The following is a 16,721-nucleotide window of genomic DNA, read 5'->3' as shown; positions in this document are numbered from 1 at the left end:
CGATGACGGACAAGACCATTCGCCTGACAACGGCACAGGCGATCATTCGCTATCTGAACGCACAGTTCATTGAAATTGACGGTGCGCGTGTCCGGCTTTGCGGCGGCGGCTTTGGCATCTTCGGACATGGCAATGTGACCTGTCTGGGCGAAGCGCTCTTTGACGTGAAAGACACGCTGCCTCTTTATCGGGGCCAGAACGAGCAAAGCATGGGTTTTGCTGCCGCCGCCTATGCGAAATACCACCTGCGTCAGCGGTTCATGTTTTGCACCGCCTCGGCGGGTCCGGGCACGTCAAACCTGATGACTGCCGCCGCGCTGGCCCATACCAACCGTTTGCCTATGCTGATGCTGTGTGGGGACACGTTTCTGACCCGCCTGCCCGACCCGGTGCTCCAGCAGATCGAACACTATGGTAACCCTGCCTATGGGCTGAACGACGGGTTTCGTGCCGTTTCTCGGTACTGGGACAGGATCACCCACCCTGCACAGGTGATCCAATCGCTGCCTGCAGCCATCGCCACGATGCTGGACCCGGCAGATTGCGGCCCGGCCTTTATCGCGCTGCCGCAGGATGTTCAGGGCTGGGCCTATGATTATCCTGCCGCCCTTTTCGAAGAGAAGACGCACCGCATCCGCCGTCAGACCCCGGACCCCGACGAGATCGCAGATGCAGCGGCCCTGTTGCGCGCGGCTGAGCGCCCGGTAATAATCGCGGGCGGCGGCGTGCAATATTCGCGGGCCGTGGCAGAAGTCACCGCCTTTGCAGAGGTCCATAATATCCCCGTGATAGAGACAATCGCCGGTCGCGCAAACCTGCATGACACGCATCCGCTCAACATCGGGCCAGTGGGCGTCACCGGATCAGACAGCGCCAATGCCGTGGCCGAAGCGGCGGATGTCATCCTGTCCGTCGGCTCACGGTTGCAGGATTTCACCACCGGGTCATGGACCGCCTTTGCCAAGGACGCGCGCATCGTATCTGTGAACGCCGCACGCCATGATGCAGGCAAACATATGTCGCTGCCCGTGGTCGGTGATGCAAAGCTGGGGATTGCCGCACTCGGCAACGCATTGGCAGGCTACAAAGCGCCGGAAAGCTGGACCGGGTTTGCCAAGGCAGAACGTCAGAAATGGAACGCCTATGTAGCCGAAAATGTAAAGCCGGGCAATCGGCCAAACTCCTACGCGCAGGCAGTCGGCGTGGTCAATGCGCTCTGCGACAAACGTGACCGTGTGGTTGCCGCAGCGGGTGGTTTGCCTGCCGAAGTCACCGCAAACTGGCGCACGCTTGATATCGGCACAGTGGATGTGGAATTCGGATTTTCCTGCATGGGATACGAAGTTTCCGGCGGTTGGGGCGCGCGCATCGCCCAGTCCGAAAAGGAGCCGAATCAGGACACAATCGTCTTTTGCGGGGATGGGTCCTATCTGCTGATGAATTCGGACATTTATTCGTCCGTCCTGACGCAGAAAAAGATGATCGTGCTGGTGCTCGACAACGGCGGTTTTGCCGTCATCAACAAGTTGCAGAACAACACCGGCAATCAGAGTTTCAACAACCTGTTCGAGGACACGCCGACAATACCGGATGCCTTTGCCGTCGACTTTGTGGCGCATGCAGCATCCATGGGCGCGCATGCTGTGCGTGTCGATAACCCGGCAGAGCTGGGCGAGGCATTCAAGGCCGCCAAAGCGGCAGATAAGACAACGGTTATTGTCATGAACGTGGACGCCTATGAAGGTTGGACCACCCAGGGCCACACATGGTGGGAGGTCGGCACGCCCGAGGTTTCCGATCACGCTTCGGTCCGCGAAAAACATGCCGAAATCGAAGCCACCCGCGCAAAACAGCGTAGGGGCGTGTAATGACTGGCATCAGCCAAACCGAGTTGCGCGACGGCATCGCACAAAAGAACTTCGTCATTCTGGGGCGCGCAGGCATGGATTTGTTTGCCCATCCCCCCGGCGTCAAAAGCGAAGATGCCGAAACCTTCCACGCCGATCTCGGTGGGTCGTCGGCCAATATCGCGGCGGGCTTGTGTAAACTGGGCTGTGCCGCGTCACTGGTGACTTCGGTATCCGATGACGCTGTGGGGCGATTTTGCATCAACAAACTGAAACACTACGGGGTCGACACAAAATATGTCCGTTCCGTCGCGGGGGAGTTCCGCAATTCGCTGGCCGTTTATGAAAGCTGCATCGAAGACTTCCAGAACGTGATCTACCGCAACGGCGCGGCTGATTTTCAGGTCACGGCAGACGATATGGCGGCGGTCGATTTTTCGCCCTTTGGGGCCCTCGTCACCGCAGGCACTGTATTTGCGGCGGAACCTTCACGCTCGGCCACCTTTGCTGCGTTTGAGAGCGCGCGCGCCCGAAAGTTGCCGGTGATCTTTGACATCGACTATCGACCCTATTCCTGGCCCTCCCCCGAGGTTGCCGCGGATGTTTTGTCGCGCGCGGGTGCTGCCAGCGACATGATCGTGGGCAATGACGAAGAATTCGGCTTTATGGCAGGGGATATCGCCAAGGGTCTCGAAAAGGCGCAATCGCTGGCGGAAAACGGCGTGGCCATCGTGATCTACAAGATGGGCGAAAAGGGGGCCGTGACCTTTGCCGGCGGTCAGGAAACTCACACCGGCATATATCCGGTCACAGCGGTGAAACCCAATGGCGCGGGGGACAGCTTCATGGCCGGGTTGCTCTCCGGCATCGCTGAAGGGTTGGAATTAAAAGACGCCGTGCTGCGCGGATCGGCCTGCGCGTCCATCGTTGTCGCCAAACCCGGCTGCGCGCCAGCCATGCCGACGCACGATCAACTGGCCGCATTTCTGGCCGAACACCCCGGCCCAACGAAAGGCTAACCCCATGCATATCGCCCCTTTTGACAATCAAAACAAACCCATCGTGGATGCGGGCGACAGCCTTGTCCCGCTGAATTACTTCAATATCGTCAAGCTGAAAAAGGGCGAAAGCTTTGGCTATGCGGTGCCCGGTTTTGAAACCTGCATTGCCCCTGCCACGGGCCTGTTGGATGTCTCAACCGGCGGGTTCGAGGCGAAAAACCTTGGTGGCCGCGGTGTCGATGTCTGGGATGGCGAGCCCGAAGGCGTCTATGTCCCCAGCGGACAAGAGGCGCGTTTTACCTGCCTGTCAGACAGCGCCGAGGTCTTTGTCGCGGGCGCAAAGTTTGATGAGGTCTTGGAACCTTTTGCCGTGCGCGCTGATGAGATCGATCTGGTACAATACGGATCAGACGACACCAAGACACACCGCAAGATCAAACATATCCTCGGCGCCAATCAACACGAACGCGTGGGGCGCTTGCTGGTGTCTGAGCTGTTCACCGTCGGTGCGGGCGGGTGGTCCGGGTTTCCGAGCCACAAGCACGACACGGACCGCCTGCCGGATGAGACACGCCATGACGAAACCTACAACTTTCGCTTCAAACCCAACTATGGGTCCGGCCTCCAGATGCTGCAGCGGGAAGATAATGAACCGGGCGACGCGTATCATATCGTCGACGGCTCGACGATCTGCATCGACAAGGGCTACCACCCGTGCTGCGTGCTGCCGGGCTATGAAATGTACTATTTCACGATCCTTGGCGGCCTCAGCCAACGCAGCCTGAAACAGTATTTCCAGCCCACCCATGCAGAGCAATTGCACACGATCCCCGGCATCATGGATATGGTGGCAAAGTTCAAATGACACTCGCAACCCTTACGGATGTCCTGCGCCCAGCCTTGCGCGATGGCTATGCTGTCGGTGGCCTCGTGACCCTTGGCTGGGAAGACATGCGCGCCTACGTTCACGCCGCCGAAGCCGAGGGGCTGCCGGTGATCCTGCAGGCGGGACCATCTTGTCGCAAACACACACCGCTGCCCGTTTTGGGTAAGATGTTCCGCCATCTTGCCGATAGCGTGTCTGTTCCCGTTGTCGCCCATCTTGATCATGGCTACACCTTTGATGAGTGTCGCGAAGCGCTGGATAGTGGCTTTACCTCGCTGATGTTTGACGGCTCGCGACTGAGCCTGTCCGAAAACATCGACCAGACCGCGCGCATTGCTGAGATCGCCCATGCGGCGGATATCTCCTGCGAAGGGGAGATTGGTTTCGTGGGCTACGCGCAGGGCGAAAACTCGCAAGGCACCGACCCGGAGGAAGCCGCCAAATTTGCGAGGGACAGCGGTGTCGATGCGATGGCCATATCGGTGGGCAATGTGCATTTGCAGCAAAATCAGGAAGGCGGTCTTGATGAAGCGCGCATCCGCGCCATCGAAGCCGCAACTGACGTGCCATTGGTGATCCATGGTGGCTCAGGCGTGCCACCCGCACAGCGCAGCGCCTTGGCCCGGAACTCCAGCATCTGCAAATTCAACATCGGAACCGAGCTGCGGATGGTCTTTGGACAGGCGCTTCGAGACGCCGTTGCCAGCGATCCCGACCGTTTTGACCGGGTGCAGATCCTGAGCGATGTGGAGGCACCTATCGTGACCGCAGCACGCTCTGTTTTGCGTGCAATTGGGCCGGTTTGAAGCTCTAGTAAGGGGAAAAATATGATCTCAATCGGTTTATTGGGCTGTGGACGCATCGGTCAGGTCCATGCTGGCAGCATCGCGCGGATGGAGAATGCGCGCCTTGTTGCCGTGGCGGATGCACTGCCGGAGGCGGCGCAACAGCTTTGTAATAGTTCTGGCGCGGAAATACGGACAGCAGATGATATCATCGGGGCGAGTGATATTGATGCCGTCATCGTCGCCACACCGACCACGCTGCATTACGATCAGATTCATGCATTGGCATCCGCTGGCAAGGCCATTTTTTGCGAAAAGCCGATTGATTTGTCCTCGGACCGTGCCGCGGAATGTATGGCGATTGTTACCAAGGCCGGCGTGCCCTTCATGACCGCTTTCAACCGGCGGTTTGATCCGCATTTCGCGCATCTTCAGGCGCAGCTGGCGGACGGGGCGATTGGCGATGCGGAACTCCTCGTGATCACGTCGCGGGACCCGTCGCCCCCCCCTTTGTCCTACATCCGGCAATCCGGCGGGCTGTTCCGGGATATGATGATCCATGATTTTGACATGGCGCGCTTTATTCTTGGTGAGGACCCGGTCGAAATTTACGCCGCTGGCGCCTGCCTTGTTGATCCTGATATCGGGGCCAACGGTGATATTGACAGCGCCATGGTGACGCTCAAGACGGCGTCGGGCAAGCTGTGTCAGATCAACAATTCACGCCGCGCGACCTACGGCTATGATCAGCGGGTCGAAGTGCATGGATCAAAGGGCATGTTGCAGGTGTCAAATCAGGTTGAAAATCTGGTGACACGCGCCGGTCCTGCTGGCTTCGCCTCCGCCCCAAATCAGCTGTTTTTCCTTGAACGGTATGAAGCGGCTTACCTTGCCGAACTCAGCAGTTTTGTTGACTGCCTGAATGCTGGCACCGCACCCTTGCCCTCCATTGCAGACGGCGTTGCGGCGCAACGCATGGCGGATGCGGCAGCGCTGTCCTTTTCAACCGGGAAGCCTGTCAAACTGACGGTTTCATAGATCCGGTGATTTGACAGGGATTCCCCCGGCAAAAAACCCTTTTTTTCAGTTCTGTAGGTGAGTTTCATAGCGCAAAGCCGCGTGCAAATCGCCAGCCAATTCGAGCGTTGCAGCTTCACGCGCAGCATCATCTGTCAGACGTAACAGGTAAGAAGGGTGCCAGGTGATCAGCACCGAAATCCCCGCCTGACCGATTTCAATTCTGCCACGCCGCGCTGAAATCGCTTTGCCCGAACCGGTCAACGCAGCAGCCGCAGTAGCACCCATGGCCACCACCAGATCGGGCGCAACCTGCCGCAGTTCAGCGTCCAGCCACCACTTGCAATGGGCGACCTCGCCCTGATTGGGGCGCTGGTGGATACGTTTGCGCCCGCGCGGCACAAATTTGAAATGTTTCACGGCATTGGTGATGAAAACCTGCCCTCTGTCCAACCCGACATCAGCCGCGATCCGGTCAAAAAGCTGACCCGCAGGTCCTACAAAGGGCCGCCCGATCAGATCCTCTTGATCACCCGGCTGCTCACCGACAATCATCAGCCGCGCATCAATCGGACCCTCGCCGGGAACCGCTTGCGTCGCGGTTTTGTGCAACGGGCAACGCGTGCAACCAGCGATGGCCTGAGGCAGCGATCCCGGCGGGCCGTCCCAAACACTTTCGTAGCTTGCCTGCTGCGCCTGAATAGCCCCAATGCGCGCGGGCGGCAAAGTGGGCGCGGCCAAGGCCATCTGACGCGCCCTTTCCGGGGCGGTGGCGATCAGGTCCGGAATAGCCGCAGCCTCAGGCATGTTTTTCCAATATTTCTTGGGCATTTCTGATTGCATTGCCCGCACCTTGAGCCGGGCAGGGTTAAAGATGTTCCGAAAATACGTAACCCAGAGCGTTTCGCTTGCATCTGCGGGAAGCTCCGGTTTGGGCTGGTCTTCAGCAAAGCGCATATTCCCGTTCTCAAAAAAGACCGACACATCCGGTGTCAGAATGCGCCAATCCATATCCGCGAAACGTCTCGCAAAAAACTGCGCGGTGGGTTCAATGGTATGATGCGTTGGCTCAAACCAAGCGGCAAAGGACCGTCTGTTGTCCTCAGGCGCGCTGATTTCCCGGAACCGCACAAAGGCTTTCATCTTGTGCTGGCAGCGGCGCACGTTTTTTTCCATGGCTCTGAGCTTCGCCAGCTGCGCGTCACCCCGATCCGTCATCAGGTGCGGCGTGTCTTTCAACCGCCACAAAAACGCGTAAAGCCGCGCAAATCGGGATGGATCGCTATGCCAGACGATGGTATTGGCCATTGAGACAAAAGACCGCGGTACAGTCGCGGTTCCCGGCACAAAGGTCGGCACCAGCGTCTCGAAAAGGCCCGGTTCGGTTGTGCTGTCGCCCCATGTGATCTGCTCGGGCGGTATGTGCGCGTTTAAAAACCCGCGTGCAGCGTCGCGCCATGCCTGTGCTGTTCCAATGCGTGGCAAGGTGACATGGGGCACGTCAGAACAGGCTCATCTGCTGCGGTGGCGGCGTAAAACGCGCGCGTAGCGTGTCGCTCTCGAGCAATCCGTGCGGTGTCCACCCGAGTGCCGTGATGAAGGGCTGCGCCTTTTTCATCGACGCCCCCATCCGCGCCAGATCTTCGTAGCGCAGCGTGCGGTGGCGGCGGGTTGAGAGAATACGTCCAACGGTTTTCGTGCCAAAACCCGGAATGCGCAGCAGCAAGTCACGACTGGCCGTATTCACATCCAAGGGAAACAGCCCACGATGGGCCAGCGCCCAAGCCAGTTTAGGATCGATATCCAGATCCAGATTACCATCTTTGCGGTGACCCGTGATTTCCTCCAGATCAAACCCATAAAATCGTAACAGCCAATCGGCCTGATAAAGCCTGTGTTCGCGCTGCAGCGGAGGGCTGATCAGCGGCAGTTTGGCGGAGGCATCCGGGATCGGCGAAAAGGCGGAATAATAGACGCGTTTCAGCTTGTAGCTCGAATAAAGCCGCGTTGATTGGCCCAAAACAGTGCTGTCCGTGGCATCATCCGCGCCAATAATCATTTGTGTGGACTGCCCGGCGGGCGCGAATCGTGGCGGGCGCCGCCCTGTATGAGTGCGATCCTTGGCAGCCTCTTTGCGCAGGCGCACATCCGCCATGGCCCGCCTGATCTGCTCGGGGCTTTTTTCGGGCGCATGTTGTCTGACCGCGGCATCTGTGGGCATTTCGACGTTGATCGACAGGCGATCCGCCAGCAGGCCAGCCTCTTCAATCAGTTCCGGTGCGGCGTCGGGGATCGTCTTGAGATGGATGTAGCCGCGAAAGTTCTCTTCCTTGCGCAGCTTACGCGCGATTTGCACCATATCGGACATCGTCGCGTCGGGCGAGCGGATGATCCCGGAAGACAGGAACAACCCCTCAATATAATTGCGACGGTAAAATTCGATGGTCAGTTTCACCACCTCATCCACGGAAAACCGCGCGCGCGCGACATTGGATGAGGCGCGATTGATGCAATACGTGCAGTCGTAAATACAGAAATTGGTCATCAGTATTTTCAACAGGCTGATACACCGGCCATCCGGCGCATAGGCATGGCAGATACCGCTGCCTTCATTCGACCCAAGGCTTTTACCGCCCCGCGAATCGCGTTTGGTGGATCCGGATGACGCGCAGGACGCATCATATTTTGCCGCATCGCTGAGAATCGCCAGCTTTTGTTCCAGTGTCAACTTTGCCATTTGTTCTTTATATGTTCTCACTCCCCTCCCCGCAATGCGGTTTTCTCACCTGCGACAAACCGGCAGCCGGGCGGCATAGGTGAATCCCCTATCGCGCCGCCCTTTTGCGCAGGCCATGCGCGTCATGTGTCACAAACCCCACGACCATGTGAAACCATGTCACCGGATCGTTTGATGACAGCGCAGCATCGCACGCCTTAAGTGGCCGTCATGGAACTTTTATTTGCATATGGAGCGGGTCTGCTGACCCTGATCAACCCCTGCGTCGTGCCGGTCTTGCCCATCGTCATCGCCAGCGCCTTTCAGTCCAGCCGTTTTGGGCCGGTCGCCCTGTCAGGAGGGTTGAGCCTGTCGTTCGTGACCTTGGGCGTGGGCGTCACGGCCTTTGGACAGGCGCTTGGGGTCGACATCGATACGATCTCAAAGATCGGGGCTGGGTTGATGGTGCTATTCGGTCTTGCGCTGCTGGTGCCACAGGCCGGGGCGGTCATGGCTGGGGCCACGGCGGGCCTGTCGTCGCAGGCTGATGCACGCATCGACACGCTGGATCGCGGCGGACTGCGCGGGCAATTTCTCGGCGGGTTGCTGCTCGGCGCGGTGTGGAGCCCTTGCATCGGTCCAACGCTGGGGGGTGCCATCTCGCTTGCGTCACAGGGTGAAGGGTTGCTGCGCGCGACCACCATCATGGTGTTCTTTGCCGCCGGTGTTTCGACCCTGATCCTTGGCCTTGCCTACGGCACACGCGGTGCTGTTGGGCGCTATAATACACAACTGCGCGCCCTTGCGTTGCGCAGCCGACCCATTCTAGGCGTGGCATTCGTCGCCGTTGGACTGGGCCTTTTGTTCAACGTGCACCACATGATCGAAGCCTGGATGATCGGCGTTCTGCCAGCTTGGCTGATCGACCTTTCCGTTTCACTGTAAAAACAACCTTAGGAGACCAACATGGATCGTCGTCATTTTCTTTTTCTGACCGCAGGGGCCGTTGCGCTGCCGTTTGCCGCAAATGCTGCCCCGCTTGCCTATAAGCCGGGTCTCGTAGAAAAGCACCTGAAGGCCGGAGACACCGTATTTCTGGATTTCAAAGCCAGCTGGTGCAGCACCTGCGCGGCACAAGAGCGGGTCATCAATGCGCTGAAAGCGGAAAACCCCGAATACGAGGCCAAAATCACCTTCATCGACGTGGATTGGGATGACCACGGCAAATCGGATCTGGTCAAACGTATGAACATCCCGCGCCGCTCAACGCTTGTGGTGCTGAAAGGTGATCAGGAGGTGGGGCGCATCGTGGCGCAGACCGGCACATCACAGATCAAGGCCTTGATGGATTCCGCTTTGGGCGCAGCCACTGCCTGACCTGAACACACGGCACAAAAAAAGCCTCGGCCAGAGGGAAACGGTGAAACACAATTTCTCCTCTGGCCGAAGCTGTTGAAAACCAAACCTACAACTGGTTAGAAATCGAGGTTCTCGACGCTTAGTGCGTTTTGCTGAATGAACTCGCGGCGGGGTTCGACAACATCGCCCATGAGTTTGGTAAAGAGATCGTCCGCCTCGGCCATATCGTCGACCTTGACCTGCAACAGTGTGCGCGCGTCGGGGTCCAGTGTGGTTTCCCATAGCTGGTCCGGGTTCATTTCACCCAAACCCTTGTAGCGTTGCAGGGATAGCCCTTTTTCGCCTTCTTGCAGAATGGCATTCAACAGGTCCATCGGACCATGGATCAATTGTGTCCGATCCTTGCGCACCAATGTCGCGGGCAGGTTATAGACCTCCTGCAGGTGCTCTGTGAAGGAACCACTGCGGCTGGCTTCACCGCCGCGCAGGATGCGCCCGTCCAGTGTGCGAACTTCTTCAACTCCGCGCAGGATACGCGCCAGACGGATGCCGTGATCCTGCGTGATGCGCCCTTGCCAGCCCCGTTCGTATTCAAGCGCAATGAGGTTCAGCCGTGCCGCGACCTTGTCCGCCACGCCCTGCAGGTCTGCATCCACGGCACCGGGTGTAAAGGCACCCGCAATCGCGGCCTGTTCCAAAATGTGGCGCGGGTAATGTGTCGGGAAAGCGTCAAGCACACGGCGCATCTGGCGGGCCAGTTCAACCACGCGGGCGAGGTCTGCACCGGAGATTTCTTCGTTATTGCCCTGACGCAGCATCGCGCCATCAATCCCCTGCTGGACCAGGTATTCCTCCATCGCGGCCTCATCCTTGAGGTAGACCTCGGACTTGCCACGGCTGACTTTATAAAGCGGCGGCTGCGCGATATAGAGGTGCCCCTGTTCGATCAACTGCGGCATCTGCCGGTAAAAGAAGGTCAGCAGCAACGTCCGGATATGCGCGCCATCCACGTCAGCGTCCGTCATGATGACGATCTTGTGGTAGCGCAATTTGTCGATGTTGAACTCGTCGCGACCGATCCCTGTGCCAAGCGCCATCACGAGGTTGCCAATCTCCTGACTGCCCAGCATCCGGTCAAAGCGCGCACGTTCCACGTTCAGGATTTTACCCTTCAGCGGCAGGATCGCCTGCGTCTGGCGGTCGCGGCCTGTCTGCGCAGAACCTCCAGCTGAGTCCCCCTCAACAAGGAAAACTTCGGTTTTGGAGGGGTCCTTTTCGGAACAATCCTTGAGCTTTCCGGCCAGAAAGTTCACATCCATCGCCGTTTTGCGACGCGTGAGGTCACGTGCCTTGCGGGCCGCTTCGCGCGCGTGCGCCGCTTCAATGATCTTGCCCACGACGATCTTGGCCTCGCTGGGGTTCTCTTCGAACCATTCAGCCAGCTTTTCGTTGACCAGTCCCTCGACGGCGGGGCGCACTTCGGAGGACACAAGCTTGTCCTTGGTCTGCGACGAGAACTTGGGATCAGGCACCTTGACCGACAGCACGCAGGTCAACCCCTCGCGCGCATCATCGCCGGTAAAGCTGACCTTTTCCTTGCGCGCGATACCCGAGGACTGCGCATAATTGTTGATCGTGCGTGTCAGCGCCCCGCGAAAGCCCGCCATATGGGTGCCACCGTCGCGTTGCGGGATGTTGTTCGTAAACGGCAGGACGTTTTCGTGATAGCTGTCGTTCCACCACATGGCGACTTCGACGCCGATGTCGTCTTTTTCACCGGTGATGAAAATCGGCTCCGGCATGACCGAAGATTTCGAGCGATCGAGGTATTTGACGAATTCCTTGACGCCACCCTCGTAAAACAGCTCAGACCGCAGTTCTTCTGCAGGGCGTTCATCGATCAGAATAATCCGCACACCGGAATTCAGAAAGGCCAGTTCGCGCAGGCGCTTTTCCAGCGTCTCAAACGAATATTCGAGATTTGAAAACGTATCGGTCGAAGCCATGAACCGGACCTCGGTGCCTGTGCGGTCGGTGTCGCCGACAACCTTGAGGTGGTCGACGGTGAACCCCCCTTCAAAGCGGGCCACATGCTCTTTTCCCTCGCGCCAGATGCGCAGCTCCAGCCAGTCAGACAGCGCGTTCACAACCGACACGCCAACGCCATGCAGACCCCCGGATACTTTATACGAGTTGCTGTCAAACTTCCCGCCAGCATGCAGTTGCGTCATGATAACTTCGGCTGCGGAAACGCCTTCTTCTTCGTGGATACCCACGGGAATACCGCGCCCATTGTCAGAGACCGAAATCGAACTGTCCGCATGAATTTTAACGGTCACAGCGTCCGCATGCCCCGCCAAAGCTTCGTCGATCCCGTTATCAACGACCTCATAAACCATATGGTGCAAGCCGGAGCCATCGTCGGTATCCCCAATGTACATGCCGGGGCGTTTTCGGACGGCTTCTAACCCCTTGAGAACCTTGATGGAATTTGCACCATATTCTTCGGGGGCTTGCTCGTTTTCGGACATGTCATCATACCTTCGTATTTTAACAAAGGTATACGGTTTTTCTGACGGGTTGTCACGTCGCAGACACAATATTTTGTGTCATAATACCGGGATCAACACACCCACCAGAATAAGCAACACGCCAGAGATGATATTGATCCGTTCCAGTGTCCGAGGCCGTGTTATGATGCTGCGGATGCGCCCGACGCAGGCCGCCAATATCAGATTGCCAATCAGCGGAATACACACCGACGCGGCGATGATGACAGTGACATCAACAGCCGTTACATCGCGCAAATCAAAAAAACCGGGCAGTACGCCCATGTAGAACAAGACGGCCTTGGGATTGCCGAGGATGGCAATGACACCTGCGGCAAAGCCTGCCGGAACGCCGGGTTTGGTCAGTCGGCTGTCAGCGCTGATGGATTGCCGCGCGTGCCGGATCAGCGCGATGCCCATCACGATGAACACGCCGCAAGCTACCCACCGCAGCACCGCCATGAACACGTCGAAAACCGATAAGATCCATGAAATGCCCAGCACCGCCACCAAAGGCCAGAGGATGTCCCCCACGGCGACGCCAAATGCCAGCGGCCAGGCTGCTGCAAACCCGCCGGACAGTGCACGCGCCATGAGTGCCAGCCAAACCGGCCCCGGCGTGAGAAACAAAATGACCAGCGCGCCTGCGTATAGCAGCAGGTCGGGAATAGAGATCGTCATCCCGGCCTCACGGTAGAGGCGCCGTCGGTATCGATGATCTCAAAATACTGCGCATCATCGCCTAGCGTATCAAACAGGCTCTTTTCGGTGCCCGTCATCCAGGCCTGCGCGCCGAGTGCCGTGATTTCGTCATATAGGGCTGCGCGCCTGTCAGCGTCCAGATGGGCGGCAACCTCATCCAGCAACAGCAAAGGTGCTGCGCCGGACTCCTGTGCCAGCGCACGGGCATTTGCGAGGATCAGAGACACCAGCAAGGCTTTCTGTTCCCCTGTAGAGCAATCCTTGGCCGCCACGCCCTTGGCGCGGTATGTGCCAATCAGGTCTGCGCGATGCGGACCAATCAGCGTACGCCCTGCGGCAAGATCCCGACTGCGGCTGTCGGCAAAAGCGTCGCGTAACGTGGATTCTCCTTCCGGCAGGGGCGCTTCATTGTGGATCAGCTCAAGCTCAGCGGCAGGGAAAGCGGTTGTCGCATCCAGTTGCGCTGCCGCCAGTTGGCGAAGGGCCATCCGCCGGTTTTGGTCAATCACCACGCCTGCCTGCGCCATTTGGACCTCAAGCGCCTGATACCAGGACGGCTCCCGAACCATGTTCTTGAGCAAACGGTTGCGCTCCCGCATCGCCTTTTCATACGCCAGCGTTGCATCCGCATGGCCGGGTTCGAAACTCAGCGTCATGCGATCCAGAAAGCGCCTACGCCCCTCCGCCCCTTCGATCCAAAGCCGGTCCATGGAGGGGATCAGCCATAATACCCGCGACACGCGCCCCAAGGCGGTCTGTGCGGCGGTTTTGCTGTTGATTTTGACCTGACGTGCGGCCCCTTCTTCGGACCATGTCTCAATCTCTTGTGATTGGCCCAGCGACGTTACTTGCGCTGAGACCTTCCAGCCCAATGCCTCCGGCCGCCGGGTCATGTCCTGCGCACTGGCGCGGCGCAGACCTCTGCCGGGGGATAGAAGAGAAACCGCCTCAAGGACATTCGTCTTGCCCGCACCATTCGGCCCAAAGAGCGCGACAGGCCGCGCGTCTACCATCAGACGTGCCACCCGATGCGATCTGAAGTGCGAGATCATCAGTTCGGTCAGATGCAGGGCCACGAGACGCCCCCCAGCCTGTTCGTGGCTATCCCGGCCAAGGAGAACAAGGGCAAGACATCAGACGCGCATCGGCATGACGACATAAACGGCAGACAGATCGTTGCCCTCCCGCATCAATGTCGGATCACCTGATGAATTGAACAGAAAGACAGCATTTTCGCGATCAACCTGACTGGCAATTTCCAGCAGGTATTTCGCGTTAAACCCGATCTCCAGCCGTTCATCGGCGTAAGCCACGGCCAGTTCCTCTTCGGCGGCACCACTGTCTGGCGCGTTAACGGAAAGGACCAGCCGGTCTTCGTCCAACTGCAGCTTGACCGCCCGCGAGCGTTCAGAACTTACCGTCGCCACCCGGTCCACGGCACGGGCAAAATCCGCCGCATCCACTTCAAGCTTGCGCGTGTTGCCCTGCGGAATGACCCGCGTGTAATCAGGGAAGGTCCCGTCGATCACCTTGGACGTCAGGGTAATGTCGGGCGTTGCAAAGCGCACTTTGGTTTCCGACACAGAGACCGCAATCGTCATTTCGTCGTTGTCGAGCAGTTTGCGCAACTCTCCGACCGTTTTGCGCGGGACGATCACGCCCGGCATATCGTTGGCGTCCTCTGGCAGGTCCGCATCAATGCGCGCCAGCCTGTGTCCGTCGGTTGCCACGCAGCGCAAAACACGCCCGCCCTCCGCATCAGCTACATGCATGTAGACGCCATTCAGATAGTACCGCGTCTCTTCGGTAGAGATCGCAAACTTCGACTTGTCAAAAAGACGCCGCAGCACAGGTGCTTTTGCGGAAAAATTCGACTGATACTCAGACGTGGCCATCACTGGGAAGTCTTCTTTGGGCAGTGTCGCCAGCGAAAAGTTTGACCGTCCGGCCTCAACCGTCAGGCGGCCCGTTGCGCTATCGGCGGTCAACGTCACAAGTGCGCCATCCGGCAACTTGCGCACGATCTCGTGCAATGTCGTCGCGGAAACGGTCGTCGCGCCTGCGCGTTCCACCTGTGCGGGCGCCTTGTCGACAACTTCGATGTCAAGGTCGGTGGCGCGAAAGCTGACGTCGCTGCCTTCGGCTTCGATCAGCACATTGGCCAGAATCGGGATAGTGTTGCGCCGCTCCACAACCGACTGTGCCTGAGACACCGCTTTGAGCAGGGCCGCGCGTTCGATGCTGATTTTCATTGTGCCAGTTCCTAATCCACAGTCGGGACAGGTAAATTACCCTGTTTGGCCGACTTCACAAGCGTTTTGTGAATTTGTCGTAGGATAAGCACGGGGCGTCAAGGTCTGCAGGCCAGATGAGGGCGCGCAGACCTCTTTTTCGTCACTCTTCGAGGGCGCGGCGCAGCAATTCGAGGTCTTCGGCGATCTGACCGTCCTGAATCTTGAGCTCTTCGATGCGTTTTACGCCGTGCATGACCGTCGTGTGATCGCGCCCGCCAAAGCGGCGACCGATCTCAGGCAAGGACCGCGACGTCATCTTTTTGCTCAGATACATCGCAACCTGCCGGGGCCGCGCATAAGACCGCAACCGCTTGGGCCCGATCATGTCCGACAGGCGGATGTTGTAATGATCCGAGACTTTGCGCTGGATTTCCTCGACGGTGATCTTGCGCTCCGATGCGCGCAGCACGTCAGACAGGCAATCCTGCGTCAGTTCCATGTCGATCTCACGACCTACGAGCGATGCAAAGGCACAGAGCCGTGTCAGCGCGCCTTCAAGCACCCGCACATTCGTCGAAATCCGATGCGCAAGGAACTCCAGCACCCCATCCGATATATCAAGGCCGGGGTAGTTTTTGCGTTGCTGTTCCACCTTGCTTTGCAGAATGCCAAGCCGCAATTCGTAGTCTGTCGGGTGCAGATCGACCACAAGCCCACATTGAAGGCGTGATTTCACCCGCTCTTCCATGTCCTTGATTTCACCCGGCGCGCGGTCGCCCGAGATAATGATCTGTTTGTTCTGATCCACCAACGCGTTGAACGTGTGAAAGAACTCTTCCTGCGTGCTGCCTTTGCCCGCGATAAACTGGACATCATCCACCATCAGCACATCAACGGATCGGAATATTTCCTTGAAATCCATCATTTTACGGTCCCGCAGCGCTTGCACAAAGCGGTACATGAACTGTTCGGCGGACAGATAAAGCACGTTTATTTCGGGTCTGCGCAAACGCAAATCATGCGCAATAGCATGCATCAGGTGGGTTTTACCCAACCCAACGCCGCCATAAAGAAACAAAGGGTTGAACGTAACGGGCCCGCCTTCGGCAACGCGCTTTGCGGCGGCATGGGCCAATTCATTTGGCTTGCCGACAATGAAATTATCAAATGTGAACCGCGCATCCAGCGGCGCAGTGCTCAACCCGCTGCGCGGCGTTTTTGGAGCCGCACCACGGGGGGCGTTCGACTGTCCGGTCCGCGGAGGCGTTGCCGTGGAGTTCACATGCGAGGGCACCGCAAAGCGCAAGCGCCGCACAGTGGGGTTCTCCTGTCGCACTTCATGCAGGATCAAATCTGCGAAATTCTGGCTGACATAGTTTCCCAGAAAGTTTGTCGGCACATCGAAGGTTGCAACCCCGTCCTGCGTGTTCCCGAATTCAATCGGCTCGATCCAATTTTTATAATTGTTCTGACCCACCGTCTTGAGCAGTCTCTGCCTTAACTGACCCCATTGTTCTTTCGTCATCTTCGACCTGCGTTCCTTAAGCTTTGCTACACCACAGCCTTTCACCGAAAGACCGGTCCCCACACACCACTCGCCGCCCAAAGCTCCGCCATTCCCTTCC

The 16,721-nt window shown here is 58.2% G+C and carries 14 protein-coding genes; 7 read left to right on the top strand and 7 right to left on the bottom strand.

Annotation, left to right across the window (positions count from 1 at the left end; all coding sequences use genetic code 11):
• Window positions 1-2: 2 nt before the first annotated feature.
• Genes iolD through iolG form a run of 5 tightly spaced genes read left to right on the top strand, consistent with a single transcriptional unit; the run spans window position 3 to window position 5,557 of the window.
• Window positions 3-1,868 carry a 3D-(3,5/4)-trihydroxycyclohexane-1,2-dione acylhydrolase (decyclizing) gene (gene iolD, locus RLO149_RS00070; protein ID WP_013959993.1) on the top strand — a complete coding sequence of 622 codons (1,866 nt, stop codon included), beginning with the start codon at window positions 3-5 and terminating at the stop codon, window positions 1,866-1,868.
• A complete protein-coding gene (iolC, locus tag RLO149_RS00065) occupies window positions 1,868-2,866 on the top strand; it encodes a 5-dehydro-2-deoxygluconokinase (protein WP_013959992.1) in 999 nt (332 codons plus the stop codon). Before iolD ends, iolC begins: the two co-directional genes overlap by 1 nt.
• 4 nt (window positions 2,867-2,870) lie before the next feature.
• A complete protein-coding gene (locus tag RLO149_RS00060) occupies window positions 2,871-3,713 on the top strand; it encodes a 5-deoxy-glucuronate isomerase (RefSeq protein ID WP_013959991.1) in 843 nt (280 codons plus the stop codon).
• On the top strand, window positions 3,710-4,540 hold the full coding sequence (locus tag RLO149_RS00055; RefSeq protein ID WP_013959990.1) for a class II fructose-bisphosphate aldolase: 831 nt from the start codon (window positions 3,710-3,712) through the stop codon (window positions 4,538-4,540). The genes RLO149_RS00060 and RLO149_RS00055 overlap by 4 nt, the downstream gene beginning before the upstream one ends.
• A 21-nt stretch (window positions 4,541-4,561) precedes the next feature.
• On the top strand, window positions 4,562-5,557 hold the full coding sequence (gene iolG, locus RLO149_RS00050; RefSeq protein WP_013959989.1) for an inositol 2-dehydrogenase: 996 nt from the start codon (window positions 4,562-4,564) through the stop codon (window positions 5,555-5,557).
• Window positions 5,558-5,602: 45 nt separating this feature from the next.
• Here iolG and RLO149_RS00045 read toward each other — a convergent pair whose 3' ends face one another.
• A complete protein-coding gene (locus RLO149_RS00045; protein ID WP_013959988.1) occupies window positions 5,603-7,036 on the bottom strand; it encodes a UdgX family uracil-DNA binding protein in 1,434 nt (477 codons plus the stop codon).
• A 1-nt stretch (window position 7,037) separates the two neighbouring features.
• The gene (locus tag RLO149_RS00040; RefSeq protein WP_013959987.1) at window positions 7,038-8,273 is read right to left on the bottom strand and encodes a putative DNA modification/repair radical SAM protein; all 1,236 of its coding nucleotides are present in this window, start codon (window positions 8,271-8,273) and stop codon (window positions 7,038-7,040) included.
• Between the two features lie 210 nt (window positions 8,274-8,483).
• Here RLO149_RS00040 and RLO149_RS00035 point away from each other — a divergent pair, with 210 nt between their 5' ends.
• Together RLO149_RS00035 and RLO149_RS00030 are read left to right on the top strand one after the other, a co-directional pair.
• Window positions 8,484-9,197, top strand: coding sequence for a cytochrome c biogenesis CcdA family protein (locus tag RLO149_RS00035; protein WP_013959986.1), 714 nt, complete (start codon window positions 8,484-8,486; stop codon window positions 9,195-9,197).
• Window positions 9,198-9,218: 21 nt separating this feature from the next.
• Window positions 9,219-9,629, top strand: a complete 411-nt coding sequence (locus RLO149_RS00030; RefSeq protein ID WP_013959985.1) for a thioredoxin family protein — start codon at window positions 9,219-9,221, stop codon at window positions 9,627-9,629.
• 98 nt (window positions 9,630-9,727) lie between these two features.
• Here RLO149_RS00030 and gyrB read toward each other — a convergent pair whose 3' ends face one another.
• The 5 genes from gyrB to dnaA form a co-directional block, all read right to left on the bottom strand.
• Window positions 9,728-12,142, bottom strand: coding sequence for a DNA topoisomerase (ATP-hydrolyzing) subunit B (gene gyrB, locus RLO149_RS00025; protein ID WP_013959984.1), 2,415 nt, complete (start codon window positions 12,140-12,142; stop codon window positions 9,728-9,730).
• A gap of 78 nt (window positions 12,143-12,220) precedes the next feature.
• Window positions 12,221-12,841, bottom strand: coding sequence for a LysE family translocator (locus RLO149_RS00020; protein ID WP_013959983.1), 621 nt, complete (start codon window positions 12,839-12,841; stop codon window positions 12,221-12,223).
• The gene (gene recF, locus RLO149_RS00015; RefSeq protein WP_013959982.1) at window positions 12,838-13,938 is read right to left on the bottom strand and encodes a DNA replication/repair protein RecF; all 1,101 of its coding nucleotides are present in this window, start codon (window positions 13,936-13,938) and stop codon (window positions 12,838-12,840) included. The genes RLO149_RS00020 and recF overlap by 4 nt, the downstream gene beginning before the upstream one ends.
• A 57-nt stretch (window positions 13,939-13,995) precedes the next feature.
• Window positions 13,996-15,114, bottom strand: a complete 1,119-nt coding sequence (dnaN, locus tag RLO149_RS00010; protein WP_013959981.1) for a DNA polymerase III subunit beta — start codon at window positions 15,112-15,114, stop codon at window positions 13,996-13,998.
• A 142-nt stretch (window positions 15,115-15,256) separates the two neighbouring features.
• Entirely contained in the window at window positions 15,257-16,621 is a 1,365-nt protein-coding gene (gene dnaA / locus RLO149_RS00005; RefSeq protein ID WP_013959980.1) for a chromosomal replication initiator protein DnaA, read from the bottom strand.
• Window positions 16,622-16,721 lie beyond the last annotated feature (100 nt).

Source organism: Roseobacter litoralis Och 149 (genome assembly GCF_000154785.2).
Taxonomy (GTDB): Bacteria; Pseudomonadota; Alphaproteobacteria; order Rhodobacterales; family Rhodobacteraceae; genus Roseobacter; species Roseobacter litoralis.
The sequence above is the reverse complement of the archived record's forward strand: the minus strand, read 5'-3'. Positions and strand labels throughout refer to the sequence as shown.

Excerpts from the sequence above, each read along its gene's own strand:
- dnaA (WP_013959980.1), bottom strand. The coding sequence starts at position 16,621 with ATGACGAAAGAACAATGGGGTCAGTTAAGGCAGAGACTGCTCAAGACG.
- dnaN (WP_013959981.1), bottom strand. The coding sequence starts at position 15,114 with ATGAAAATCAGCATCGAACGCGCGGCCCTGCTCAAAGCGGTGTCTCAG.
- iolG (WP_013959989.1), top strand. The coding sequence starts at position 4,562 with ATGATCTCAATCGGTTTATTGGGCTGTGGACGCATCGGTCAGGTCCAT.
- gyrB (WP_013959984.1), bottom strand. The coding sequence starts at position 12,142 with ATGTCCGAAAACGAGCAAGCCCCCGAAGAATATGGTGCAAATTCCATC.
- RLO149_RS00055 (WP_013959990.1), top strand. The coding sequence starts at position 3,710 with ATGACACTCGCAACCCTTACGGATGTCCTGCGCCCAGCCTTGCGCGAT.
- iolD (WP_013959993.1), top strand. The coding sequence starts at position 3 with ATGACGGACAAGACCATTCGCCTGACAACGGCACAGGCGATCATTCGC.
- RLO149_RS00040 (WP_013959987.1), bottom strand. The coding sequence starts at position 8,273 with ATGGCAAAGTTGACACTGGAACAAAAGCTGGCGATTCTCAGCGATGCG.
- RLO149_RS00020 (WP_013959983.1), bottom strand. The coding sequence starts at position 12,841 with ATGACGATCTCTATTCCCGACCTGCTGCTATACGCAGGCGCGCTGGTC.
- iolC (WP_013959992.1), top strand. The coding sequence starts at position 1,868 with ATGACTGGCATCAGCCAAACCGAGTTGCGCGACGGCATCGCACAAAAG.
- RLO149_RS00030 (WP_013959985.1), top strand. The coding sequence starts at position 9,219 with ATGGATCGTCGTCATTTTCTTTTTCTGACCGCAGGGGCCGTTGCGCTG.
- RLO149_RS00060 (WP_013959991.1), top strand. The coding sequence starts at position 2,871 with ATGCATATCGCCCCTTTTGACAATCAAAACAAACCCATCGTGGATGCG.
- RLO149_RS00035 (WP_013959986.1), top strand. The coding sequence starts at position 8,484 with ATGGAACTTTTATTTGCATATGGAGCGGGTCTGCTGACCCTGATCAAC.